General features: G+C 52.6%; 18 protein-coding genes. 10 read left to right on the top strand and 8 right to left on the bottom strand.

The window, feature by feature from the left end:
• Positions 1-196: 196 nt before the first annotated feature.
• The 5 genes from ACO064_RS12045 to ACO064_RS12025 all read left to right on the top strand — a co-directional run bounded on the left by ACO064_RS12045 (position 197) and on the right by ACO064_RS12025 (position 6846).
• Entirely contained in the window at positions 197-937 is a 741-nt protein-coding gene (locus ACO064_RS12045) for an isoprenyl transferase (RefSeq protein ID WP_421827603.1), read from the top strand.
• A gap of 33 nt (positions 938-970) precedes the next feature.
• Positions 971-3586 (top strand): outer membrane protein assembly factor BamA, encoded by a 2616-nt coding sequence (gene bamA / locus ACO064_RS12040; RefSeq protein ID WP_421827602.1) that lies wholly within the window; start codon positions 971-973, stop codon positions 3584-3586.
• A 116-nt stretch (positions 3587-3702) separates the two neighbouring features.
• On the top strand, positions 3703-4344 hold the full coding sequence (locus tag ACO064_RS12035) for an OmpH family outer membrane protein (protein ID WP_421827601.1): 642 nt from the start codon (positions 3703-3705) through the stop codon (positions 4342-4344).
• 10 nt (positions 4345-4354) lie between these two features.
• Positions 4355-4996 (top strand): OmpH family outer membrane protein, encoded by a 642-nt coding sequence (locus tag ACO064_RS12030; protein WP_421827600.1) that lies wholly within the window; start codon positions 4355-4357, stop codon positions 4994-4996.
• 230 nt (positions 4997-5226) lie between these two features.
• On the top strand, positions 5227-6846 hold the full coding sequence (locus tag ACO064_RS12025) for a hypothetical protein (RefSeq protein WP_421827599.1): 1620 nt from the start codon (positions 5227-5229) through the stop codon (positions 6844-6846).
• A 19-nt stretch (positions 6847-6865) separates the two neighbouring features.
• Here the strand turns inward: ACO064_RS12025 and ACO064_RS12020 are convergent, their stop codons facing one another.
• Positions 6866-7633 carry a lipoprotein signal peptidase gene (locus ACO064_RS12020; protein WP_421827598.1) on the bottom strand — a complete coding sequence of 256 codons (768 nt, stop codon included), beginning with the start codon at positions 7631-7633 and terminating at the stop codon, positions 6866-6868.
• Positions 7634-7831: 198 nt separating this feature from the next.
• Positions 7832-9040 (bottom strand): proline dehydrogenase family protein, encoded by a 1209-nt coding sequence (locus ACO064_RS12015; RefSeq protein WP_421827597.1) that lies wholly within the window; start codon positions 9038-9040, stop codon positions 7832-7834.
• 243 nt (positions 9041-9283) lie between these two features.
• On the opposite strand from ACO064_RS12015, the gene ACO064_RS12010 reads away from it, so the two are divergent.
• Positions 9284-10387, top strand: a complete 1104-nt coding sequence (locus ACO064_RS12010) for a chorismate mutase (RefSeq protein ID WP_138994331.1) — start codon at positions 9284-9286, stop codon at positions 10385-10387.
• Between the two features lie 83 nt (positions 10388-10470).
• Here the strand turns inward: ACO064_RS12010 and ACO064_RS12005 are convergent, their stop codons facing one another.
• The 6 genes from ACO064_RS12005 to ACO064_RS11980 form a co-directional block, all read right to left on the bottom strand.
• Entirely contained in the window at positions 10471-11367 is an 897-nt protein-coding gene (locus tag ACO064_RS12005; RefSeq protein WP_421827596.1) for a DUF4249 domain-containing protein, read from the bottom strand.
• Positions 11368-11377: 10 nt separating this feature from the next.
• Positions 11378-13858, bottom strand: a complete 2481-nt coding sequence (locus ACO064_RS12000) for a TonB-dependent receptor (protein WP_421827595.1) — start codon at positions 13856-13858, stop codon at positions 11378-11380.
• Positions 13859-13976: 118 nt separating this feature from the next.
• The gene (locus ACO064_RS11995) at positions 13977-14906 is read right to left on the bottom strand and encodes a DUF4249 domain-containing protein (protein WP_421827594.1); all 930 of its coding nucleotides are present in this window, start codon (positions 14904-14906) and stop codon (positions 13977-13979) included.
• 7 nt (positions 14907-14913) lie between these two features.
• Positions 14914-17337, bottom strand: a complete 2424-nt coding sequence (locus ACO064_RS11990) for a TonB-dependent receptor (RefSeq protein WP_421827593.1) — start codon at positions 17335-17337, stop codon at positions 14914-14916.
• Between the two features lie 103 nt (positions 17338-17440).
• Positions 17441-18409, bottom strand: coding sequence for a DUF4249 domain-containing protein (locus ACO064_RS11985; RefSeq protein ID WP_421827592.1), 969 nt, complete (start codon positions 18407-18409; stop codon positions 17441-17443).
• 6 nt (positions 18410-18415) lie between these two features.
• Positions 18416-20812 carry a TonB-dependent receptor gene (locus ACO064_RS11980; protein WP_421831014.1) on the bottom strand — a complete coding sequence of 799 codons (2397 nt, stop codon included), beginning with the start codon at positions 20810-20812 and terminating at the stop codon, positions 18416-18418.
• Positions 20813-20978: 166 nt separating this feature from the next.
• Here ACO064_RS11980 and ACO064_RS11975 point away from each other — a divergent pair, with 166 nt between their 5' ends.
• The 4 genes from ACO064_RS11975 (at position 20979) to ACO064_RS11960 (ending at position 26326) form a co-directional block, all read left to right on the top strand.
• On the top strand, positions 20979-22325 hold the full coding sequence (locus ACO064_RS11975; RefSeq protein WP_421827591.1) for an NAD(P)/FAD-dependent oxidoreductase: 1347 nt from the start codon (positions 20979-20981) through the stop codon (positions 22323-22325).
• A 335-nt stretch (positions 22326-22660) separates the two neighbouring features.
• Positions 22661-24814: a S46 family peptidase gene (locus ACO064_RS11970; RefSeq protein ID WP_421827590.1), complete on the top strand. Its 2154-nt coding sequence runs from the start codon at positions 22661-22663 to the stop codon at positions 24812-24814.
• Positions 24811-25503, top strand: coding sequence for a cytochrome b/b6 domain-containing protein (locus tag ACO064_RS11965; protein WP_421827589.1), 693 nt, complete (start codon positions 24811-24813; stop codon positions 25501-25503). Before ACO064_RS11970 ends, ACO064_RS11965 begins: the two co-directional genes overlap by 4 nt.
• A gap of 16 nt (positions 25504-25519) precedes the next feature.
• Positions 25520-26326 (top strand): molybdopterin-dependent oxidoreductase, encoded by an 807-nt coding sequence (locus tag ACO064_RS11960; protein ID WP_421827588.1) that lies wholly within the window; start codon positions 25520-25522, stop codon positions 26324-26326.
• Positions 26327-26684: the final 358 nt, after the last annotated feature.

Raw genomic sequence — 26684 nt, 5'->3', positions numbered from 1 at the left:
CTTTATCCGCAGGAAGGCCTAAAGGCATGAGGGAGTGAAAGATCGACGGCGTGAAAATATAAATCACTCCCTCGTTCCTTCGCTCCCTCATGCCTTTTAAAACCGTAGGCTTTTTAGTAACTTGCAGCCTGATTTTGATCGGCCCACCTCGTCGGGCCGTCTTTATGTTAAAGTTTGTTAAAACGAATCCGGCTGAATGAAAGAACTCATTGACCTGAGCAATCTGCCCCGACACATCGCCGTTATCATGGACGGAAATGGACGCTGGGCCAAAAAGCAGGGAGCTGCACGGGTGTTCGGCCATCGAAATGCAATCAAAGCCGTCAGGGAAGTAACCGAAGGATGTGCAGAATTGGGCGTGAAGTACCTGACACTCTATACCTTTTCCACCGAAAACTGGAGCCGTCCGAAGATGGAAATCGATGCGCTGATGCACCTGCTGGTGCACACCATCCGGGGCGAAGTGCCAACCTTGATGGAAAACAACGTTCGGTTAACGGCCATTGGCAGCATCAGTACGTTGCCCAAGGATTGCCGGTCGGAACTGACCGAAGCCATGCGGTTGACGGAGAATAACGACGGCCTGAATTTGAATCTCGCGTTGAGTTACAGCGGAAAATGGGATATTCTGGAGGCCACCAAGAAGCTGGCCCGACAGGTACAGGACGGGACCCTGACGCCCGACCAGATCAATGAAGACGTGTTTGCCGGTGCGCTGGCAACCGAAGGCATCGATGAGGTCGATCTGATGATCCGGACGGGTGGCGATCACCGCATCAGCAATTTTATGCTCTGGCAATTGGCTTACGCAGAACTCTATATTATTAATGACGTGTTGTGGCCCGATTTCCGTAAACCACATTTGTGGGAAGCGATTCTGACCTATCAGAACCGTGAACGGCGTTTTGGAAAAACCAGTGAACAACTCGTAAAGTGACGTATGAAAGGAACTCCTACCACCTTGGTATTTTTGAGCAGGAAAAGATTTTTGGCGGGTGTGGTCTCGCTGACGCTGTTCATCGCGCTGTCGGCGCAGGCGCAGGTTCGGCCGGGATTCGGGGGCGGACGCATTACGACGGGCCAGTCGCCAGTTTCCTCAACGCCTTCCCTCATCGATCTGAACTACGCCGATCCGAAAGAGTACGAAATTGAAGGACTGACCGTAACCGGAAACAAATACCTCGATCCCAACTCCCTGCTCTCGCTGACGGGTTTGAAAGTCGGCGATAAAATCCGGATTCCGGGCGAAGCCATCAACGGAGCCATCAAACGCCTGATGGGACAGGGACTGCTCGAAGATGTCGAGATCCTGGCCACCAAAGTCGACGGTTCGCAGGTAACCCTCAATGTATCGATCAAAGAGCAACCCCGTCTGTACAAGGTAACCTTCGTCGGGATTAAAAAATCAGAGCAGGACGCGCTCAAAGACAAGATAAAACTGAATCTGGGTCGTCTGATTTCCAATACGTTAATTAAAAATACGCAACTGAGTGTCAAGAAGTATTTCGTTGAGAAAGGCTACCTGAACACGAAGGTGAAAATCCTGTCGGTGCCAACCGACAGCACCCGCAACCAGGCCACCATGCGCGTGTCGATCGACAAGGGAAGCAAGGTCAAGATTAACAACATCGAGATTCGCGGCCGGGAACTGGTGGACGAGTCGAAAATCCGGATGAAAATGAAAGGTACCAAGCAGATGCGGTTTGGCCGCCTGTTTACGCCTTCCAAGTTTGTTCCGAAGAAATTCGAAGAGGACAAGCAGAAGATTGTCGAGTTTTATAACAAAGAGGGCTACCGGGATGCCGCCGTCACCTTCGACTCGGTCTACGCCCACGACGACCGGACCGTCAATATCATCATGAACATTGACGAGGGGCAGAAATATTACGTCCGCACCATTAGCTGGGAAGGCAATTACCTGTATACCGACGAACAGTTGACACAGGTTCTGGGGCTGAAAAAAGGCGATGTCTACAGCAAAGAAGACATTGAGAAAAAGAAAAACGGGATCCCCGGCAGTGACCTGAGTTCGGCTTACATGGACCGCGGGTACTTGTATTTCAACGCCGAAGACGTGATCAAAAGCGTGGAAGGCGATTCGCTCGACATTGAATTCCGGATTTTTGAAGGCAAACAGGCCACCATCAACCGGATTATCCTGAACGGAAACACCAAGACCAGTGACCACGTGGTGTTGCGGGAAATCCGGACACTGCCCGGCCAGAAGTTCAGTAAAACCGACATCATCCGGACACAGCGCGAATTGTCGACACTGGGGTATTTCGATCCGGAAAAGATTGGTATCAACCCGGTTCCGCAGCCCGACGGTACGGTAGACATTGAATATACGGTCGAAGAAAAACCGAGTGACCAGATTGAATTATCCGGTGGCTGGGGTGGTTACGTTGGGTTTGTCGGAACGCTGGGTTTGGTGTTCAACAACTTCTCGGCGCGCAACATCACCAACATGAAAGCCTGGCGGCCGTTGCCGGCGGGTGACGGGCAGAAACTGGCCCTGCGTTTTCAGGCCAACGGACGGCAGTTTCAGACCTACTCCCTGACGTTTACCGAACCGTGGCTGGGTGGAAAACGGCCTAACTCGTTTTCGGTCAGTTTGTCGCGGACGGTCTACCGGATTTCGGATTACAACCAGTTGTATACCAATCCGAGTGCATACGGTAAAAACTTCCTGGGGTCTTACGGAAACACGATGATCTCCCTCGGCCTGGGTCGGCGGCTGCGTTTCCCGGATGACTTTTTCCAGTTGAGCAATTCGCTGACCTACCAGCGGTATGAATTGAACAACTACGATATTTTTGGCATCGGTCTGCGCGACGGTACTTCCAATAGCATCACGTTCAACAGCACCCTGGCCCGGAACAGCATTGATAATCCACAGTTCCCCCGGTCAGGTTCGTCGATCTCCCTGCTGGCCACGTTCACCCCGCCTTACTCGGCATTCTCGAACAAAACGACGAATGCGAATGTGGACGTGAAAGACCGCTACAAGTGGGTTGAATACCACAAGTGGATGTTCGATGCCAGTTGGTTTGCCACCGTAACCGGCAAACTGGTTCTGAACGCCCGCGCCCACATGGGCTTCCTGGGTCGGTATAACAGCCGGACGGTTTTCAGTCCTTTTGAGCGGTTTGTGTTGGGTGGTTCGGGTCTGGCCGGTACGGGTCAGTTTGCCCTCGCTCAGGACATCATCGGGTTGCGCGGCTACAACGACCGGGATGTGTATACGGGTCTGAACGGTGTTTCGCCCACCCCGTTGGAACGGTCGCAGGGCGGTTTGGCTTTCAGCAAGTACGTGATGGAACTCCGGTATCCGGTCTCGCTGAACCCATCGGCAACGATTTTCGTTCTGACCTTTCTGGAAGCAGGGAACAACTGGGGAAGCTTTAAAAGCTACAATCCGTTTGACCTGAAACGCTCAGTGGGCGCAGGGGCACGGATCTTCATGCCTGCCTTCGGGTTGATCGGAATTGACTACGGTTACGGTTTCGACCGGATGCCGGGATCACCGACCCGCGTCGGGCCGGGCGGTCAATTCCACTTTACAATCGGGCAGCAGATCAGATAAGAAATCGGGCTTTGAGACGTTATTAGGAGATGCAAAACAGGTGACTCGTTGGCTGTAATGGGTTCATGCAGAATAAAATAATGTCGAAGCACACTGGTTTTGTTTCAAAAAATGTCATGAAAAAAGGACTTATTTTTGTAACTTTGCTCTCCTTTTCGGCTTTTGGGTCCGTGCAGGCGCAAAAAATTGGGTATGTTGACTCGGAGTTTATTACGAGTAAGATGCCAGCTTATCAGAAAGCGCTGACAGAGATCGACAAATTTGCCGAGAAATGGTCGAAGGATATTCAGGATAAATATTCGGAGATCGATAAATTGCAAAAGACCTACCAGGCCGAAGAAATCCTGCTGACGGAAGACATGAAGCGGGATCGGTTGCGGATCATTAGTGATAAAGAGCGCGAAGCACGGGAATATAACAATAAAGTGTTTGGGTACGAGGGCTTGTTGTTTGAGAAAAAGAAAGACCTGATGAAACCCGTGACCGAAACCGTGATCCGGGCCATAGATAAAGTGGCGGCTCAGAAACGGTTGGACATGGTGCTCGATAAAGCCAGCGAAGGCGTTGTCCTGCTTTTTACCAATCCGAAGCACGATTATACCGACTACGTCATGGAAGAGCTGGGGTTGACGGCCGATCAGAAAGCCAAAACGGCCGCAGCGTCCGAACCCGTGAGTACCAATCCGCCGGAGAAGGAATTAAACCCGGCCGGTAATTCTAAATCTAATACCAGTAAACCTACAAAACAACCAAAATAACGAGGTAGAAATGAAAAACAAACTCATTGCACTGGCAGTAACTCTGCTATTAGGAGGTAGCCAGGTGTGGGCACAGGCGCAACAACCGGCCACGACAGCGGCCCCGACGGCTTCTGTGAAGATTGGTTATACGAATATGGAATACATCCTGCAAAATATGCCGGAAAGCAAAGATATTCAGAACCAGATTACCATTCAGCGTACGCAGTTGGAGAAGAACTACCAGGAAATGTCCAAAGAATTTCAGGACAAACTGGCTGCTTACGAAAAGGGTCAGGCCCAGATGTCTGATTTGATCAAAGCGGATAAAGAAAAGGAATTGCAGGGACTACAGCAGCGGATTCAGGAGTTCCAGGCGAACTCGTCGACCCAGTTGCAGACGAAATACAACCAGTTGGTCAACCCGGTGATGCAGAAAATCCAGAAGAACATCGACGCGGTTGCCAAAGAGAGCGGTTTTACGTTCATCTTCAACCTCGATGCAGGTTCCGGTACGATTCCGGTACTGCTTTATGCCCCCGAGGAAAACGATGTGACGGAATTGGTGTTTAAAAAGATGGGGGTTGCTCTTCCGTCGAAACAGGCCGCGGCTCAGCCGGCAGCCACTCCAACGACGGCGAAACCGACGACTCCCGCTCCGAAGAAAAACTAACCGGTACGATCAAGAGAACGGAAGCCGTCCAGCAATGGGCGGCTTTTTGTTTATCAGCCATCCGTGAACCTTAAATGAAACGAATTACTGTGTCAACTTTTTCTTAAATTAGTACAAAAGGAGAGGTGGGTTGACAATCGTTCCATCAATTATACGTTGTGTTTACGGTTTCCATGAAATCTATCTATTATTTTTACGTTACACTTACAAACCATCGGTGACGATTCCTCATGTTTCAAAAAATAGGGAGTATAGTTACTTTATTCGTAATCTTAACCAGACTGACCGCTTTAGCGCAGGAAGCTAAACCTCTTCAAATAATCCTACCTCATCAGTTGGACCGGCAAAACGCGAACTGGAATGTCGTTGCAGAAGGCCAAACCATCGATGTTCTGATCAGAGCCGGGGGCAGCAAGACCGATTCGGTGACCTATGCTATCAAGCAGGGACAGATGGAAGGAATGACGCTGGACTCGACGGGCCACTTCCGGTGGACACCGGGTTTCGACCTTGCCGACCGGATCAATACAACCAAAAGCATTCCGCTGATTTTCGAAATTCGCAATAAGCAGGGCGAAACCGCCACCCAATCGGTCGATATCAAAGTACAGCACGTCAACCGGCCACCGATTATTGGCGATTTGCGGCCTTTTTATGTTCGCAACAAAACGCAGAATGTTTATAAAATCGATGCGGCTGCCGTTCGCGATGAAGATAATGATCCTGTCGTTTTTATTCCCATTGCCGACCAGATGCCGGAGAGTTCGAAACTGACGGCGCAGGGCGAGTTCACGTGGCAGTTATCTCTCAATCAGTTCAACCATTTGAGGGCTAGCAAGGGACAATACATTGAGTTCTGGGTCGAAGATCAACCTGCCAAATCCCGGACGAAAGGGCGGTTGAAGGTGGAAGTGACCCAGATGGATGTGCCGCCGGAAATTACCCTGATCCCGGAAGAACCCCGGGTAAAGATCAAAGAAAATGCCACGGTCAACCTGAAGTTTTATTTGGGTGATCCCAACGGCGACGACGACATTACAACCTTCGATTTTCTGTCGGAAAGCCAGGATGTGCCGAAAAGTGCGCTCCGGAAAAATACGGAGACCAACTACGAGTTTATCTGGAAACCTGGTTATGATTTTGTCAAGGATCCGTTTGATTCACTGGCGTTTCAGATCGTGTTTTTTGCCCTGGATAAAGGCCAGAACCGGGCGGAGCGTAAAATCAATTTTACGATCTATAACGCGGTTAACGAAGATGAAAAAGACCGTTATTATTACGCGCAATACCGTCAGGCTTTGGTGACGGCCTGGAATTTACTGGAGCAGTTGGGCGAGAAAGAAGAAGAACTGAAAAAAAGCTACCGCCGGGCCAAAAAAGGGAAGCGCAACCGCTCGGTCGCCAATGCCTCGCTGGGGGCCGTAACGGGCGTTACTCCCGCCGTGATTGCCAACAACAAAAGCACAACGGTTCAAACCAATTTGCGCTATGTATCGGCGGTGGGCGGAACGGCGGTTTTGACGATGGGAACGCTGGAGGCTACGGAAGTAATTGGAAAATCGATGAAAGACCTGCTCGACCGCTTTAATTACGTGATGAGCAAAAAGAGTGAACTACAGAATAAAGGCGATGTCTTTGCGCGGGAGTTTGCGTTGAAGGCCACACGCCGGAATCAGGATTTTGTGCGGAAACTGGACGATTTTCGCGCGGCCCTGAGCCTTTCGGGGTTGGTTGCCCTGGAGTTGGATGCTGCCTGGAGAAGCAAGTCGGAAGCAAGCGACAAAGCCCTGAAGCAGATGTTCAAGGATTTTACCCCTCTGGAAGAGAAACAAACCAGCAGCCGCCAATAGAGAATGTCCCAGCCCCGCTCTACAGTCCGTGGGGGCTGTCTTCCGGCGAGTTTCGGGGACGTTGCGGATCGTCGGTTGAAACCGGATCGGGATCTTTTTCCGTTGCATCGGAATCGGTGGGCGTCGTTTCGTCAAACTCGCTGGCAGGAAGCACCGATGCCGTATCGGGCGACAGATCGTCGGGCAACAGGCCATCTTCTTCGTGCTGCTCCCGGAAAAACCGGCGTTGAAAAAACAGGATGATACAGACGCCGACGAAAATGCAGGAATCCGCAATGTTGAAGATGGGCGTCGAATAGTACTGACCGCCCCAGAGCGGTATCCATTCGGGCAGAAAGCCTTCCCAGACATCCACAAAAACCATGTCGATGACCTGCCCGTGAAACCAGGGTGTGGTGGAACCGTAGGGTGCATTATCGAGAAAAACGCCGTAGAACGTGCTGTCGATGACATTGCCCACGGCACCGGCCAGAATCATTGCCATAGCCCACAACAGCCCGTTGGGAGCGCCCCGATGCGCCAGATGCACCAGATACCAGCCAATGCCGGCCATTGCCACCAACCGGAACAGACTCAGCAGCAACTTACCGTATTCGTGGCCCAACTGCATGCCAAAAGCCATGCCTGGATTCAGAACGTAATGCAGTTTAAGCCAGTCACCCACCAACCGGATTTGCCCCGCAAACCCCGGTTCCATATTGAAATGCACCAGGAGTTTGGAAGACTGATCGATCGCGATCAGCAACAGACTTAATAAAAAAAACTTAAGCGGACTTTTCTTTACCATGATTTATAATAATAGAATACAGGTAGACAAGAGAGAAAAGAAATAAGAGTATCTCATTACTTCTTAGCTATTTAACTCATGTCTACCCTCTTTCTTCTTTTGTCTGAGTATATAAAATCACCCGGTTGGTCAGACTTGGTCAGCGGCCAGCCGGGTGACGGTTTTGGAGTGTAAAGCTCCTAAAATCGGTCTATCTACTTATTTTTGACAGCTTTTCCGACGTTTCAACTCATTCTTCACGAGGAGGTACTCACGGCTGCTTTGTCCGGCAATCGACTTGTTTTCGGCGGCCCGGCGAAATAAGTAGGGCATTACGGCTTCAACGGGGCCGTAGGGAACGTATTTGGCCACGTTGTAGCCGGCATATGCCAGATTGTACGAAATGTTGTCGCTCATTCCCAGCAACTGGGCAAACCAGATGTGCGTGTCGTTGGGTGCAATCCGGAGTTCCTGCATCCGGTTGATGCAGTAATGGCAACTGTATTCATTGTGAGTTCCCAGGCAAATCGACACCGTATCGCGGTTATCGAGGCAAAACTCGACAGACTGGTTAAAATCGCGGTCGGTTTCGGCTTTCGTGTGGTGAATCGGGTCGAGGTATTCTCCTTCGTGGGCCTGAATGCGTTCCTTTTCAATGTAGGCACCCCGTACCAGCTTGGCTCCCAGAAAGTAGCCTCTGGAACGGGCCGTTTGCGTGCTTTTTTTCAGATTCTCGAAACTGTCGGAGCGATACAACTGGTAGGTATTGTAAACAATACATTGCTGATGGTTATACCGATCCATCATTTCGTAGGCCAGCTTGTCGATGGTATCCTGAATCCAGCTTTCTTCGGCGTCGATGAAAATCCGGACGCTGCGCTCGCTGGCTCTTTTACAGAGGACATCGACCCGCTGTCGAACTCGTTCGTAGGCATCCTTTTCCTCGTCACTCAATTCTGTTCCGGACTGGGCTTTTTCCAGCAGGTCGGCCGAGCCGATGCCGGTAACCTTGAAAACGCAGAATGGAATGTCGTTCGATTCACTGGCACGCTCGATGGTTCGCAGAATTTCCAGAACCGTTTCGTCGAAAGAGGCTTCGTTGTCTTCTCCTTCAACGGAATAATCCAAAATGGTGCCAACGCGCCCGCTGTGCAGTTTTTGGATGGTTTTTTCACAATCGCGGATGGTTTCGCCCCCACAGAACTGCTCGAAAATCGTACTCTTGATGAGTTTTTTTACGGGAAGTTGAAGTTTGAATGCCAGTTTGATAAAAAAAGTGCCTAAATTTACCAGCCAACCTTGATTCATCAACGCAAATAACCAATACGTTTTACGAAGTTTCCCGTTGGATTGGGAAGAGAAGGCAATCGATGTGTCTTCAAACGAGACGGACTTGGTGGTTGTGGCCCGTTGAACGATCGTTGGCATAGAAGAAGAACTTCGGTTTGACATAATCACTGTCTGATGCACCAACTTGTGATCCGAAAGTTAAAACTTGTTTTCGGTATTCCTAACACTGACCTGTAAACTTGTTTTAACATCATTTTGTTGTCAGCGCAAAAGGGATGTAAAGTTAACTGAAAACGCCTGTATCTACAGCTAATATACTAAAATTTTTTAATAAAAAGTTCCCGGTAGAGTAATAGGAGTATTAAACGATTGAGTACGAGTATGAAGCCAAGTTTAGAAGTCCTGCCGCTGAATAGCTGGATAGAGACGAACGGAAAACCGCTCATTATATCGGGGCCGTGCAGCGCCGAAACCGAAGAGCAATTAGTTGAAACCGCCCGCCAGTTGGCTCAATTGGGTGCGGTTCATGTCATTCGTGCCGGTGTATGGAAGCCCCGCACACGCCCTGGCAGCTTTGAAGGCATGGGAGAAGCGGCTTTGCCGTGGATTCAGCGCGCCAAAGCCGAAACCGGGTTGCCGTTTGCGGTGGAAGTCGCCACCCCCGAGCACATCGAACTGGCGTTGAAATACGGCGTTGACATCCTGTGGGTTGGTGCCCGCACGACGGTAAACCCTTTTAATGTACAGGAAATTGCAGATGCCCTGCGGGGTGTCGATGTTCCGGTTTTGGTGAAAAATCCAATTAACCCGGATCTGGCGCTGTGGATTGGAGCCTTCGAACGGATTGCCGGAGCAGGGATCACCAAACTGGGCGCTATTCACCGCGGCTTCTCTACCGGTGAGGCTTCGAAATACCGCAACATTCCGCTGTGGCAAATCGCGATCGAACTGAAATCAATGTTCCCGAACCTGCCCATCATTGGCGACCCGAGCCACATGGCCGGTAAGCGCGCGTATTTGCAGGAACTGGCACAGATGCAGATGGATTTGAACTACGACGGTCTGATCGTCGAGTCGCACATCGATCCGGACAATGCCTGGAGCGACGCGGCCCAGCAACTGACGCCGGCGGCTTTCGGCCAAATGCTGGAGCACCTGCACATCCGCAAAGTGGATTCGCAGAACATCGAGTTCCAGGGGGCGATGGAGCAAATCCGGAGCAAAATTGATAACGTGGATCGGCAACTGGTCGAGATGCTGGCAGCCCGTATGGCCCTTGTCGAGAAACTGGCCGAATACAAACGCGAAAACAACGTAACCGTCTTCCAGCCCGATCGTTGGAAGGAAGTACACGAAACGCGCGCAAAACAGGGCCAGAAAATGGGCTTGTATCCGGAATTGGTGGAAGAAATCTTCAAGATTATCCACATGGAGTCGATCCGGAAGCAGACGGAAGTGATGAACAGCAATGAGCAAAGCGCGTAACGCTGCGATATTAAAAGTAAGTAAAAAACCCCGAACAAGACCTGTCAGGTTTTAGAAACCTGACAGGTCTTGTTCGGGGTTTTTTACTCCAGCCTAACCGTCAGGGTCGAGCGATCGTAAGCACCAAAGCAACCCAACCCTCCCTGAATATTGGACGGAATCGGTACGGGTTCGGCAAACGGATTGCTTTCAATTTGAAGTTGTTGCCCCAACGCCTGATGATAGTGGTAATAATCCTCATTGACATGCCGTAAATCGGCCGTTAGAACAAACGGTTTGCTGAACAGCGTCGGAAAAAAAGGCTGATTGGACGGAATGGAAACGCCCAGGTAGCCGGGATCGGAAACCATCTGCCCGCCCTTGCTTTCCCGATCGGTATACAACCCCTGCTCCCCAACAAACTGAACCGGTTCTCGAATCGTCTTGTCAGGCGAACAACCGGAACAGCGGTAGGCGACGATTCCCGCCGTTTGGTAATACTCGGTTTGGCCGGAGCGGTCGGACCAGACATACCGCGCAAAAAACCGTTTTCGCACCTGATTATTTTCCAGAACCACTTCCGAATCCAGCCGAACTTGCTGCAACAAAACCGCTTCCGGAACCTTGGTGCGGGCTTCCACCGATTGCCCATCCGGCGTTTGCACCCGTAACTGATAGGTTTCTCCGGCCCGAATCGGGAACTGGTTCGGAGAAGCCCGGTAATAGCGGAGCCGGGAATGATAGGTCAGAACGATGCTGCGGGAGCCGGTTTGCAGCGTTACGGTTGCGTTGGTAATCTCCAGATTAATCACCGTTTCATCGTCCAGAATCGGGCGGGAACGGGCCACTTTGGCCGCCAGCACCGTGTCCTGGGGCGAAATGAAACAGGCCACCAGCAGTTTGACCGGCTGGTCCGCCAGTTGCTGCGGTTGCACCTCCTGCCGTAGATTCTGGCAGGAAGCCAGCCCCAAAATACCGATAAGCCATCCAAACTTTTTCATGCTTCTGTCTTCAGAATGAAACCGTATAACTGACCGACGGAACTGCCGGAAAAAGTGAATATTTATAAAGCACGCTTTTGGAATGTTTGCCCACGCCCTGGTCCTTACCTTCCAGCGAGTAGTAAAAGGGATTCCGGCGGTTGTACAGGTTGTAGATGCCGACTTCCCAGGTTCGGGCGTAGCGTTTTCGCTGTTTATAAAACCGGCAACCGATGTCCAGCCGGTGATAAGCCTCCGCCCGAAAACCGTTTCGCGGGCCGTATTCCTTGACATTGGGCGCCGTTCCGAACAGTTGCTGCTGCGGATTGCCGGAATTCACCGCAGACGTCGGGCGGTTTTCATAGCCTGAAAACCGGGAAATGGGCAACGTCAGCGCCTGTCCGGTTCCGTAGACCCAGGTGCCCGAGAGCGTAAGGCCGGGTTTGATTTCGTAGAGACCCACCAGCGAAGCATCGTGGCGACGGTCGTAGCGCGGGTGGAATTTCACGCCCCCGTTCAGGGCCGGAAACTGCCACCACGTCCAGGAAAGCGTGTAGCCCGCCCAGCCGGAAAACCGCCCGGTTTTTTTCTGCAAAAGAATTTCGCCCCCGTAGGCCCATCCCCGGCCCGCCGTAATGTTGCTTTCCCAGGGTTTTGCCTCGGCGGTCGGCGCGGGTTCGGTGGTCAGAAAACTCGCGCCTTCGGTGTAGCTGATGCTGTTTTTCAGGCGTTTATAATAGCCTTCGAGCGTCAGCGTCAGGTTCCGGGTGGGTTTTTCGGGGTGAATAAAATCTTTTGCTAAACCGACGGCAATCTGTTGGGCTTGTTGCGGACGAATCCGGTCGGTAGTCGGAATCCAGAGGTCGGCGGGCAAACCGGCACCGTTGTTAGACAACAGGTGCGTATACTGCGTCATCAGCGCGTACGATACTTTCAGCGAGGTGGTGCTATCGATCTGGTAGGCCATCGACAGCCGGGGTTCGGGGCGAAAATACTGAACCGGCCGACCTCCACTTCGCGGTCCGGGAATTTCGGGCCGCTCAACCGACTTCCCGCCAACCGAACCCGTTTGGAGTAGCAGGAAATGGCTGAGCCGGAAACCGGCATTCAGGTTCCAGCGGGAAGCCGGTTTCCAGGTATCTTCAGCATACAGCCCGGATTCCAGCACGTCGATAAAAAGCCGGGGCGTGGCCGGGTCGACATCGCCGGTTGTTACCACGGCTCCGGGCGCAAACCGGTGATGCGTGCTTTGAAATCCAAACCGAAGCTGGTGGTTTTCCGGAAAGTATTCGACGGCGTATTTCAGCGACAGATCCCGAATCCCGGAGCGATACCGGAGCGAATACTGCAAAGCCGACGTATCGCGACTGCCACTTTCATTGGCAACCATCAAGCGGTATTGATTGTAAATGAGCGAAAGATTGGCCCGCCAGCGTTCGGAAGCTACATGATTCCAGCGGAGTGTTCCCGTTGCATTACGCCAGGTAAGGCTTCCCTGCAACGGGCTATTGCCAGACTGCTGGCGGTTGGAAAACGCATCCCGGCCCCAGTAACCGCTCAGAAACAACTGGTTTTTCCGACTCATTCTGTAGTTCAATCGGGCATTCAGATCGTAAAAATAGGTGGTGTTCCGGGGCGATCCCGATGGGGAGGAAGCGGCAAACGGGCGGGTGACGAGATCGATGTAGGTCCGGCGACCCGCCACCAGAAAGGTAGCAGGGTGCTTCGCCGACTGTTTTTTGCCGAGCGGGCCTTCCAGCAGCAGGCGCGATGCCACCAGCCCCAGACTGGCCTCCCCGGCGTGTTTTTCCGGATTGCCCTCTTTCGTCGTCACTTCGATGACGGAGGAAAGCCGCCCGCCATACCGCGCCGGAAAACCGCCTTTGGTCAGTTCGACGTTCCGGACAACGCTGCCGTTGAAGGCCGAGAAAAAGCCCAGCAAATGGCCGGAATTGTAGAGCACCGCATCGTCGAGGAGAATCAGATTCTGGTCGGGGCCGCCCCCGCGCACGTAAATTCCGGTCGTGCCTTCGGAGCCTTTCTGCACGCCCGGCAGGAGTTGTAGAACCCGTAAAATGTCTTTTTCACCCAGTAATGCCGGTATTTTTTCGATTTGACGACCCGAAATGCTAAGCTGACTCATTTGCGGAATGCGGCTGATGACCGGCTGACTCGCTGATGAAAGCACTGTCAATTCGCGCAATGTTTGCCCAACCGGTAGAAAAACCACGAGCGGCTGCGGACTTCGGAGCGAGACGGTTTTCGTCACCGTTTGATAACCCACGAAAGAAAAAACTAGTGTCAGACTGTCGTTACCCGGAAGGGTCAGGGTGAAAAAACCGTTCAGATCGGTTGTTGTACCGGCGGTTTTGTCGGACGTATAAACGTTGACACCAGCCAGCGGATTGCCGCGACCTGCTTCAGAAACCGTTCCGCTGATGGCATGCCGATCCTGGCCCGGACTGCTGAAGCCGGAAACCAGCAGGCACAGCACGATCAGCAGGCGTTTCATCCGGCAGCGCGTTGATGATGAATCGGTTACCCAAGATACGATTTATCGGACAATTTCGATGACCGTATCTCGTATTGCTGTGTACGAAAACGGGCTGGTTTTGGATGCGTGGTCGTGCTTATTTTAAGACAGCCGTAATCGTCGAGCGGTTGTAGGCACCAAAGCAGCCCAGACCGCCCTGGATGTTGGTGGGAACCAGAACGGGTTCGGCGAAAGGGTTGTCACCGGTTTGCGTCTGGCGTAGAACAGCCTCCTGATACTGATAATAATTGGCATCGACGTGGAGCAGATCGATGACGCAATTGAGACGTTGAACGCGTTCAAACAGCGTTTGCTGGCTAAATCCATAGAACCGCAAAAAACCACGCGGTGAGTTCAGGATTTCACCGTCGCGCTGCCGGTCGTCAACCAGGTCACGGTCATCGCCATTAGGCCGGTAATCGATTAAATTGCGGACCCAGTTGGGCGTTGGCGCGTTCGGATAAGTTGACTGGAGCGGCAAATAATTGTATACACCGGCAACCCGGTAAAAATTTTCTTCACCCGCCGGATCCTGCCACTTTAAGCGCACAAAATAGTCTTTACCGGAAAAGCCATTCTCGAACGTTGGGATCGAATCCAGTACTACTGCGCGGGGAACAACCGCCTTTGGAACCGTGCAAACCGCTTCAACTTTCCGCCCGTCGGGGATTTGGACGGTCAGCGTATAGCGTTGGCCAGCGACAATCGGGAACTTCTTCGGATCGGCCCCGTAATAATATTGCCCCTGGTATTGTCCGTCACGGCGATCAAAAACAATCGAGCGAACGCCATCCGAAAGGGTAATGGTGGCGTTGTTCACCCGCTTGTCGTAGCCGGTATTTTCGCCCAGAACCGGTTTCGACAGAGACACTTCCGCCGTCAATACCGTATCCTGCGGAGCAATGAAGCAGGCTACGACGATCTTCTCGGCTTCGGCATTGATCAGTGCCGGGTTCACTTCCTGCTTCAGACTGTCGCAGGCCATCAGGCCGCTCAGGCAACACAAAACAGCGATACAGTTTTTCATACGGTTTTCAGAACTTGAAGTTGTAACTGATCGATGGCACAACGGGGAAAACGGAATACCGGTACAAGACGGTTTTGCTCGGTTTCCCTTGCCCCTGATCCTTGGTGTCCAGTCCGTAAAAGAACGGGTTTCGGCGGTTGTAGAGATTATACACGCTGAATTCCCAGGTGCGTTCGTGGTGCTTTTTCTTCTTGTGAAACTGAACACTCAAATCCATGCGGTGATACGGTTCGGCCCGGAAACTGTTCTTCTGGGTACCGTATGCTTCAACCTGACGGCCAAAATTCAGATACGGCGTAGCATCGCTGTAGTAAGAATCGTACAGGGGCTGGTGCGTAACGGCCTGGTATTCGCTGGTGGGCACGGTCAGGGCCTGGCCGGTGCCATACACCCAGGTTCCGGATAGCGTAATGCGGGGGCTGATTTCATAAATTCCGACGATAGACGCATCGTGCCGACGGTCGTAACGGGGGAAGAATTTCTGACCAAAGTTCAATTCAGCAAACTGCCACTGTGTCCACGACAAGGTATAGCCCACCCAGCCTGAAAACCGGCCGACTTTCTTCTGTAACAACACTTCCGCCCCGTACGACCATCCTTTTCCACGGGTTACGTTGTCTTCCCACCGCACTTTTTCGGCCGAAGTGGGATCATTGAGTAACAAAAAGCTGGCTCCTTCGCGGTAGTTGATGATGTTGTTCATCGTTTTGTAATAGCCTTCTACGGTTAGCGTCAGGCCCCGGGTGGCGCCTTTATCCGCAAAATCTTTGGCAATCCCAACCGCGATTTGTTCGGATTGCTGCGGTTTGATCCGATCGGTGGTTGGCACCCACAAATCGGTCGGTAAACCGATTCCGGTATTAGACAGCAGATGGACATACTGATTCATCAGCGCATACGACGCCTTGACCGACAAACTGGGCTTGAGAATATAAGCCGCCGAAAGGCGTGGTTCGGGCCGGAAATAATTCACCTGCTTCTGCACAAAATGGCTCAGTCGCAGTCCCCCGTTGATTCGCCAGCGGCTGTTTGGTCGCCAGCTATCTTCCGCGTACAGTCCCGACTCCAAAACATCGATGGCGTCAACTTCCTGTTTAAACTGGTTGATGTCCGTATTTTTCAGCACCACGGCGCTGGGCGTAAACCGGTGAAACGTGCTCTGGACACCGAACCGCAACGAATGCTGGGGAGACGGATAAAAATCGACGTCGTGCTTGATCGAGAAGTCCCGGATACCCGAACTGTAGCGTAGCGAAAAAGCTTCCTGATCCTGAAAATTCAATTCGTCCGACGAAATCTGAAATTTGTAATTGCTGAAAATGAGCGATGTATTGGAGAAGGCTTTTTCGGAAATAAGATGATTCCACCGCAAGGTAGCCGTGGCATTACCCCAGTTCAGCCCAATGTTAGTCCCTTCTTTTTTGTCGTTGACATAAAACCGGTCCTGGCCGAAATACCCGCTCAGATACAATTTATTTTTCGGACCGAAATCGTAATTGGCTTTGGCATTCAGATCGTAGAAGTAATAACCCGCTACCGTCTCCCCGTTGGATTGTTGCTTGATGAGGGGCCGGGCCACAAAATCCAGGTAGGTCCGGCGGGCCGATACCAGAAACGACGACGAGCCCGCCCCCGATTTCTTTTTGGTCAGTGGCCCTTCCAGCGTCAGCCGCGACGCAATCAGGCCAATGCCGCCTTCGCCGTGCAGTTTTTCCTTATTGCCCTCTTTCATGTTCATTTCGATCACCGACGACAGCCGCCCGCCATAACGCGCCGGAAAACCGCCTTTGATCAGTTCCACGCTCTTGAGCGCATCGCCGTTGAAAACCGAGAAGAAACCGAACAGGTGGTTGGCGTTGTAGACCACGGCATCGTCCATGATCACCAGGTTCTGGTCGGGGCCACCCCCGCGCACATAAATCCCGGTGCTGCCTTCGGAGCCTTTCTGCACACCCGGCATGAGTTGCAAAACTTTCAATACATCCTTCTCGCCTAGAAAAGCCGGTATTTTCTTGATCTGGTTGATCGGCACATCGATGGTACTCATCCGGGCGCTTTCACTGACTTTCTCCTCGCCCGTGCGATTGCCGGTCACGGTCACTTCCGACAGCAAACGACCGGGCGTCAACTGAATGTTCAAATCTCTGTTTTGCCGGAATGCAACGGTTTGCTGCACGGATTCGTAGCCGACGAATGAAAAAGCCAGCGTCACGCTGTCCTCCGCCGGAAGGGTCAGGGAGTAAAAACCGTAGGTGTTGGTGACGGTGCCGGTCGAAGTGCCGGGTAAATAAATGTTGACGCCAATCAGGGCTTCCTGACTCCCTTCTTCGCGCACATAGCCGCTGACGGTGAAACGATTGGCCGGTTTTTGCGCCCAGGCCGGTAAATCAGAGAAGAAGAGAAGAAATAGAGAGAGTAGCGTGTGTTTCATCGTTTTCGTATACAAATGAAAATGCTTCAATCCGTATACGATGAAGGAGATAAAAAAGTGTGGAAAGGTTGGAAATTAACTCTTTTTAAGAACGCGTTCCTATCTATTTGACAAGCATCACCAGTGTCGAGCGGTTATAAGCCCCGAAGCAGCCCAGACCGCCCTGAATGTTGGTGGGCATCAGCACCGGCTCGGCAAACGGGTTATTCTGCGATTGGCGTTGCTGCTGGCGCGCCCGGTGGTAGGTGAAATAGTTTTCATCGACCTGCAAAACCGACACCCGAATGGTAAGCGGTTTTGAAAATACATAGCTTCCGGCGTACGTCATCTGTCGGGTGCTGTCATAGTACGAATAATCGAAGTTCAGCGGCACGTCACCGCGCACCGACAACAGCAGTTGCCCATCCTGATTCTGGTCGGAAATGTACTGATCCTGCCGACCGAAACCGATAATTCCCCGCATCAGCACTTTGGGTCCGGTGGTGTCGATGTGGGCTTCCGGAAACCGGGGCGGCCAATTGAGGCACTCGCCGTAGCCAGCCACCCGGTAATAGTTGGTCTGACCCGCCGGGTCCTGCCAGATCGCCCGAACATTGTACTGCCAGATGGGTTCCAGACCCGGCCCAACGTAGGATTGGGCGGAATCAAGTCTCAGTTCCGAAACCGGTATGTTGGCCGGAATCGTACAGGAACTGGCGACGGTTTCAAAACCCGGTGCGCCGACTTGAAGCGTATACGTTTTTCCCACCAAAACCGGCAACTGCCGCACGTCGGCCAGATACACCCGCTGCTTCGGATCGAAAGCCAGCGTCACTGTTTTTCCTTCACTGGCTATACGAACGATGGCTTCCCGAACCGTATTGACCGAGTCAGTAACGATGTCGCCCAAAACCGTCTGCGAACTTGACACCGATACCGCCAGCACCGTATCCTGGGGCGACAAGTAGCCGTTCACCACCAGCTTGCGGTCGATGGGTGGCAGTTTGCTGGGGTCAATTTCGGCGACCAGATTCTGACAGGCCATCATAACCAGCAGCAACAGCACAGACAGAGATGACAGACGAAGCATCATAACCGGTTAAAATTTAAAGCCGTAGGTAACCGATGGAACAATCGGAAATACGGAATAACGTTGAAAAACCGTCCTGGTCGGCTGGTTGGTCTGCTCGTTCGTCACCGTGTTCAGTTGGTAGAAAAACGGGTTTCGACGGTTGTAGAGGTTATAGACGCTGACTTCCCAGGTGCGCTCGTGATGCCGTTTTTTCTTGTGAAACTGGATGCCAACATCCATGCGGTGATAGGCTTCGGCCCGAAAACTGTTCTTCTCGCTGTAGTCGTTCACTGCCCGGCCGTAGCTGAAAAACTGGTTGATGAACGAGTTGTCGTTGTTGACAATCGGATTGACCTGGTGTGTTGCGGCCTGGTATTTCGCCAGCGGAACTGTTAGCGCATTGCCGGTGCCATACACCCAGGTTCCCGAAAGCGTGATGCGCGGATTGATTTCGTAAATGCCAACCACCGAAATGTCGTGCCGCCGGTCGTAACGGGGGTAAAACTTCTTCCCGAAATTCAGTTCCGGAAACTGCCACTGCGTCCACGACAGTGTGTAGCCGGTCCAGCCCGTAAACCGCCCCAGTTTCTTCTGCAACAAAACCTCCGCGCCATACGACCAGCCTTTGCCCGCCGTTACATTATCCTCCCAGCGCACCTGATTGGCCGATTCCGGGCTGTTGATCAGCAGAAAACTGGCGCCTTCGCGGTAATTGATGATGTTGTTCATCGTTTTGTAATACCCTTCCACGGTCAGCGTCAGTCCGCGGGTGGTGCCTTTGTCGGCGAAGTCTTTGGCGATGCCGACAGCGACCTGCTGCGATTGCTGCGGTTTTACCTGATCGGTGGTCGGCACCCAGAGGTCGGTCGGGAGGCCGATGCCGGTATTGGACAGCAGATGGACGTACTGGTTCATCAGCGCATACGACGCCTTGACCGACAGCGACGGTTTGATGACGTAAGCCGCCGAAATGCGCGGTTCGGGCCGGACGTAATTCACCTGTTTCTGGATGAAATGACTCAGCCGAATCCCGGCGTTGATGCGCCAGTGCTCGTTGGGGCGCCAGTTGTCTTCGGCATACATACCGGATTCCACCACGTCGATGGCGTCAATTTTAGTCGTGTATTGGTTGATGAGTGTATTTTGCAAAACGACCGCGCTGGGTGTAAACCGGTGCGCAATGGTCTGGACGCCAAACCGGATCGAATGCCGGGGAGACGGATAATAGTCGACGTCGTATTTCAGTGAAAAATCCCGAATGCCGGAACTGTAGCGCAGCGAAAACTGGTCGGCCGTTTGCAAATCCTGCTCGTCCGACGAAATCTGGAATTTGTAATTGCTGAAAATCAGCGAGAGGTTGGAAAAAAGCCGCTGCGAAAACAGGTGGTTCCAGCGGAGCGTCGCCGTGCTGTTGCCCCAGTCGAGGTTAATTTTGGTGGCGGTTTCCTGATCATCGACATAAAACCGGTCCTGACCGAAATACCCGCTCAGGTACAGCTTGTTTTTCGGACCGAAATCGTAATTGGCTTTGGCATTCAGGTCGTAGAAGTAATACCCGGCCACAATCTGCCCATCGGTTTGCTGTTTGATGAGAGGTCGGGCCACAAAATCCAGGTACGTCCGACGGGCCGACACCAGAAACGACGACGAGCCCGCCCCCGATTTCTTTTTGGTCAGTGGTCCTTCCAGCGTCAGCCGCGACGCAATCAGGCCAATACCGCCTTCGCCGTGGAGCTTTTCCTTGTTGCCTTCCTTCATGTTCATCTCGATGACTGACGAGAGCCGCCCGCCATACCGCGCCGGAAAACCGCCTTTGATCAGTTCGACGCTTTTGAGCGCATCGCCATTGAAAACCGAGAAAAAGCCGAACAGGTGGTTGGCATTGTAGACAATGGCATCATCAACAATGATGAGATTCTGGTCGGGGCCGCCCCCACGGACGTAAATCCCGGTGCTGCCTTCGGAACCTTTCTGCACGCCCGGCATCAGTTGCAGCACTTTCAGGACATCTTTCTCGCCCAGAAAAGCCGGTATTTTCTTGATTTGTGCCACTGGAACGTCGATGGTGCTCATCTGCGGACTTTCGCTCACTTTTTCATCGCTGCGATTGCCGGTCACGATCACTTCCGACAGCAAACGGCCGGGCGTCAACTGAACGTCGAGCACGGTATTTTTCCGGAACGCGAAGGTTTCCTGAATGCTCTCATAACCCACAAACGAGAACGACAGCGTCAGGCTGTCCTGAACGGGAATGGTCAGCGAATAAAAACCGTAGGTATTGGTAACGGTGCCAGTCGAAGTGCCGGGCAGGTAGACATTGACGCCGATGAGTGCTTCGCGGCTCCCTTTTTCGCGAACATACCCGCTCACCGTCGCGACGGAACGGGAAGCGGCAGGCTGAGCGAGGGCGACAAAACCGGCCATCCAAAACACAAAATAAAACAGGAAGAAATACTTCATTCAGGCATTCTAATGGTCTTATTCTTTGTTAGTACGATAGAAGGTATTCAAAAAGTATAACCGAGACTGAAGTTAACAGTTTCGCTGGTGAAGAGTTACCAAGGTAACAACTCGATAGAACCCTACGATCATGCTGAATTTTGATAAGCTCTCGCTCAATATTCCCGAAACAACCAAGCCGCGGGTGGTCGTCATCGGTGGCGGTTTTGGCGGGCTCAATCTGGTGAAAAAGCTGAACGGCAAAGATTTTCAGATTGTGATGTTCGATAAGCAGAACTACCACGGTTTCTGGCCGCTGCTGTATCAGGTGGCCACGGCCGGGCTGGAACCAGACGCCATTGCCGAACCAATCCGCAAGATGTTCGACGAAGAATACGAGGATTTTCACTTCAGGCTGGTGCGCGTTCTGGGCGTCGATCCGGTGGCAAAAACCGTGAAGACGATGATTGGCGAGTTGCATTACGATTACCTGGTGATTGCAACGGGAACGAAGGCTAATTTTTTCGGAAACGACCAGGTTCAGAAATATTCCTTTTCGCTCAAAACGATTCCCGAAGCGTTGAACCTCCGCAGCCAGTTGCTGCAGTCGTTTGAGCAGGCCAGCATTACGGTCGATCCCGAAAACCGGGAAAGTTTACTGAATTTCGTGATTGTTGGCGCCGGGCCAACGGGTGTTGAGATGGCGGGTTCGCTGGCCGAAATGCGCAAACACGTTCTGCCGGGCGATTATCCGGGTCTGGATTTCAGCAAGATGAAGATTTACCTGGTGGAAGGGCTGGAGCGGGTTTTGCCGCCAATGTCGCCGGAAGCCAGTGCCAAAACGCAGAAATACCTGGAAGAAATGGGCGTCATCATCAAGCTGAAAACCCTGGTCGATTCCTACGACGGCGACGTGGTGACGCTCAAAACCGGGGAGCAGATCCGGTCGCAGACGGTGGTGTGGGCGGCTGGCGTTACGGGTGCGCTCATTGACGGGTTGCCGAAAGAAAGCATTGTGCGCGGTGGCCGCGTAACCGTCAATGCATTCAATCAGGTGGCCGGATACAGTGATATTTTTGCCATCGGCGACATTGCTTTCATGAAAAGCGAAAAATGGCCGAACGGGCATCCCGGCGTGGCTCAACCGGCGATTCAACAGGGTCAGCACCTGGCGAAAAACCTGCGCCGACTGATCCGCAAGGAGGAAATGACGCAGTTTGATTATTTTGACAAAGGCTCTCTCGCGATCATTGGCCGCGTTCGGGCCGTCGCCGATTTGCCGGGCAATCTGCACCTCAGCGGTTTTGTTGCGTGGGTAGCGTGGCTGTTTGTCCATATTTACTACCTGATCGGTTTTCGGAGTAAACTGGTCGTTCTGAGCAACTGGATTTATCGCCTGTTTACCTACGAGCGCGGTACCCGGCTGATCATCAGGCCTTTTGTTCGAAAAGACGACAAAGACGCCGAAGAGTTTGTAATGAAGAATGAAATGTCCTGAAGCGAGATTAGGCGGATTGACGGATTAACTGAGATTATTTTTATACCTTGTTTATTCGTTTATTCGCACAATCCTGATTCAAAATAGGTCGAAATAGATGTTGTTAAGTGCCAGAGGCACGACATGTTTGTAGAAGGAATAGCTCCGACTATCTCTGCGTGCCTTTAGGTACGCGACCACCAGAGCTATTGCGTACCTAAAGGCACGCGGGACATGGGATTAGTCACTTGCTATTTCTACAAACATGTCGTGCCTCTGGCACGTAAGCTGGTTACAATTAAACACAAAACGCGGCTCTGTTGAGTTTGTTAATCTGCATAATCATAGTTCACGATATGATCAAATTCCTGCTGACTGCCCTTTTTTCAATCTACGTTCTTGTTGTTTCGGCCCAACCTACGCTGAATCCCGATACGGTGAAAGCCGGGTTGTTCGATATGGGCAAGATGTGGACGTTCGACAATCCACCTCAGGAATATTTCCAGAAAACATACGGCTTTACACCCGACCAGAAATGGTTTGACGAGGTTCGGCTGGCATCGCTGCGGTTTGCCGACTACTGCTCGGCTTCGTTCGTTTCCGCGAATGGTCTGGTGATGACCAACCACCACTGCGCGCGGGAGTCGGGAACGGGCGTGCAGCGGAAAGGCGAAGACCTGAACAGCACCGGTTTTTTTGCCAAAACCTTCGCCGAAGAACGCAAGGTAGAAAATCTGTACGTTGATCAGCTACTGAAAATTGAAGACATCACCACCCGCGTACAGGCCGCAATGGCACTCGGTAAATCCGAAGCCGAGCAACTGCAGATGCGCGAGCGGGAATTTGCAACCATCAAGCAGGAATTTGGCAGTCAGCCGGAATGGAAAGGACTTGAACTGCAAACGATTACCTTCTACAACGGCGGGCGGTATTCGCTGTATGGTTTCAAACGCTACAACGACGTTCGGCTGGTGCTGATGCCCGAACTGCAACTCGGGTTTTTCGGCGGAGATCCCGACAACTTCACCTATCCGCGCTACGCGCTGGATTTCTCGTTTTTCCGGGTTTATGACAACGGGAAACCGCTGAAAACCACGCACTTCTTTAAGTTCAATCCCAACGGAATCAAGGAAAACGAGCCGGTTTTTGTAACCGGAAATCCGGGCAGCACCGAGCGACTGAAAACCGTGGCCGAACTGGAATTCGACCGCGACCTGAAAATACCGTATGTTCTGCAACTGCTCCGCAACCGCGCCGATGCCTTGCAGATCTACAATGCCACGGCGAAAAGCGACAGCATCCAGAATGAAATTTTTAGTTTTGAAAACAGCCTGAAAGCCTACGGTGGTCAGTTGGAAGGCTTGCGCGACCCGTATTTGCTTGCCCGGAAAGGCGCTTTCGAGCAGCAGTTCAAAGCCGACGCCCAGCGGCTGGAAGGCGGGCGCGGACAGGCGAAAATGAGTACGGGTTCCGGCCAGAAGAGCGACGCGGCCAATGGCACTACGGGGTCGAAGGTCGATATCAACCTGAAACTCTGGGACAATATTGCCACCAATGTGGGCGATCTTCGGAAATACTACAAGGACAATACGTACTTGTCGCCCAGCGAGCTGGCGCGGGGTGATTTGCTGGTTTTTGCCCATTTGCTAATTACATATGCCGATGTGGCCCGCCAGAATCCCGGCCGGGCGGAGCAGATCAAAGAGTTGCTGCAAACCCCTAAATTGACCGACCGGGCGCTGGAAGAAGCCTATCTGGCGGCTCACCTGACCGAAGCCCAGGCGGCTTTGGGCAACGATGATCCCTACATCAAAGCGGCTTTGAATGGCAAATCGCCTAAGGAAGCGGCTGCCTATTTGATGAACAATACGAAACTGAACGACCAGGGCTACGTGAATGATCTGGTGACGAAAGGCCCGGCGGCCATCAGCGCCGACAACGATCCGTTGCTAGCGCTTTCGCGCATTTCGGTGCCGCGCTACCAGCAGGCATCAGCCGCCGTGAAGGCCATTACCGGTCGGCAGACGGTGTTGCGAAGTAACCTGGGGCGGCTGTTGTATGAAGTCTACGGAACCGGAATTCCGCCCGACGCGACGTTTTCGCTGCGGATCAACGATGGCATTGTGAAAGGATTTCCGTACAACGGAACCGTCGCACCGTATCAAACCACTTTTGCCGGACTATACGACCGGTATTATTCCTTCAACGGCAAATTTCCGTGGGCCTTGCCCAAACGCTGGCTGGCTCCCCCGGCCGAATTGCTGCGGCAGTCGATGTGTTTTGTGTCCACAAACGACATCATCGGCGGCAATTCGGGTAGTCCGCTGATCAACAAAAACCGCGAAGCCGTGGGGCTGGCTTTCGACGGCAACATGGAAAGTCTGCCGGGGAGTTTCATTTTTGTTCCCGATAAAAACCGCACGGTTTCGGTCAATACGGGAGCCATTGTGGCTGCCATGCGCTACATCTACAAAGCGGATCGGCTGGTGAAAGAACTCGTTGGAAAATGAAGCGCATCGTCCACAAACACCCGCTGGCGATCCGGTGGTTTCACTGGATCAACTTCCCAATCCTGTTCGTCATGATCTGGAGCGGATTGCTGATTTACTGGGCCTACCAGCCTTATAAAATCCAGATTGGCGATACAGTTCTGTTTAAGTTTTTCCCGAACTGGTTTATTCAGGCCCTGAACCTGCGTCGGCGGCTGGCCGAGGGCATGTCGTGGCATTTTGTGTTCATGTGGCTGTTCACCATCAACGGGTTTCTGTACGTTCTCTACACCTTTGTTTCGGGTGAATGGCGGTTTCTGCTCCCCAACCGACGGTCGTTTCGGGAAGCCGGACAGGTGGTGCTGCACGATTTGGGAATCCGAAAAACCGCTCCTCCGCAGGTAAAATACAACGGCGCGCAGCGGATTGCGTACACGGCTATTCTTTTGATGGGCGTGGGATCGCTGCTGACCGGTTTGGCGATTTACAAACCCACGCAGTTTTCGGAACTGACGACTTTAACGGGCGGCTACGAGAACGCCCGGATGTGGCATTTCATTCTGACCATCGGCTACGTTTTGTTTTTCGTGATCCATCTATTGCAGGTCGCCCGGGCGGGCTGGAACAATTTTCAGGCGATGGTGACCGGTTTCGAAGTCGAAAAGAAGTTGCCAGAAAAAACACCACCGGCCCCAACCACCCCGGCCTAACTGACCCCAAACCGTTATGGCAACAGTTGATGATATTGAAGAAAAACTTCCTGAAAAAAAGCCGCATCGCGAAGAGCTGACCTCGGAGCAGCAGATTCGTCGCCGGACGCTGAAAGCGTTCGCATGGTTCGGTCTGGCCGGTGTTATTCCCTTTAGCCTCTGGAAATGGATTAAAATCCAGCCCAAAGAAGCCGGGTTGCCAAAGGTATTCCGTGAGGTTTTGAAGGTGAATGAGGACGTGGCCAACGGCTATTTCAGCAACGCGAATCTGGCTCCGACTTTCCCGAAAGACTGGGCGGTCAAAAACGTGCGGGTGAATGGCAGAGACGGTTTGCGGAGCGCGATCGATAAAGACGCCTGGCGATTGAAAGTGGAGCAACCGGACCGGAAAGCCCTGTTAATTTCGCTCGACGAACTAAAAGCGTTGCCGAAACAGGAGATTATTTTTGAGTTCAAGTGCATCGAAGGCTGGAGCCAGATTCAACACTGGGGCGGGGTGACTTTTGCCGAATTTGCCAAAAAATACCAGTTGGGACAGAAAGACGGCTCGGACGAATGGTATCCGTACGTCGGCATGAAAACACCCGATGGTGGCTATTACGTCGGCATCGACACACCCAGCGCCCTGCATCCGCAAACGATTCTGGCTTACGAAATGAACGGCGAGCCGCTTACTGATCCGCACGGCGCGCCCCTGCGTCTGATTATTCCGGTGAAATATGGGGTCAAAAACCTGAAACGCATCGGCAGTCTCTGGTTCAGCGACGAGCGCCCCCGCGACTTCTGGGCCGAACGCGGGTATGATTACCATGTCGGGTTGTAGATTCCCCGTTGGAATAACGCCCTCCCCGTTGGATAACACCCCCCGTTGGAATAACGCCGTCCCCGTTGGGACAACGCCGTCCCCGTTGGGACAACGCCGTCCCCGTTGGGTAACACCCTCCCGTGGGATAACACCCCCGTCGGGTAACGCCCTCCCCGGATGTTATCCGGGGCTAGTGATGTAAGCCTTTCAGGCTATTTTCGTTATATCGGGGCAATCAGAAACAAGCCTGAAAGGCTTTCTATCATTAGCCCCGGCCGCAGGCCGGGGCACATCCGCACATTCCGAATGCGTCCCAACCCTGAAAGGGTTGAATCATGTCCCGATGGGATAACTCCGTTGGGATACGCCGTCCCGT

Source organism: Larkinella sp. (assembly GCF_965227735.1).
In the GTDB taxonomy this organism is placed as follows: domain Bacteria; phylum Bacteroidota; class Bacteroidia; order Cytophagales; family Spirosomataceae; genus Larkinella.
The sequence above is the reverse complement of the archived record's forward strand: the minus strand, read 5'-3'. Positions and strand labels throughout refer to the sequence as shown.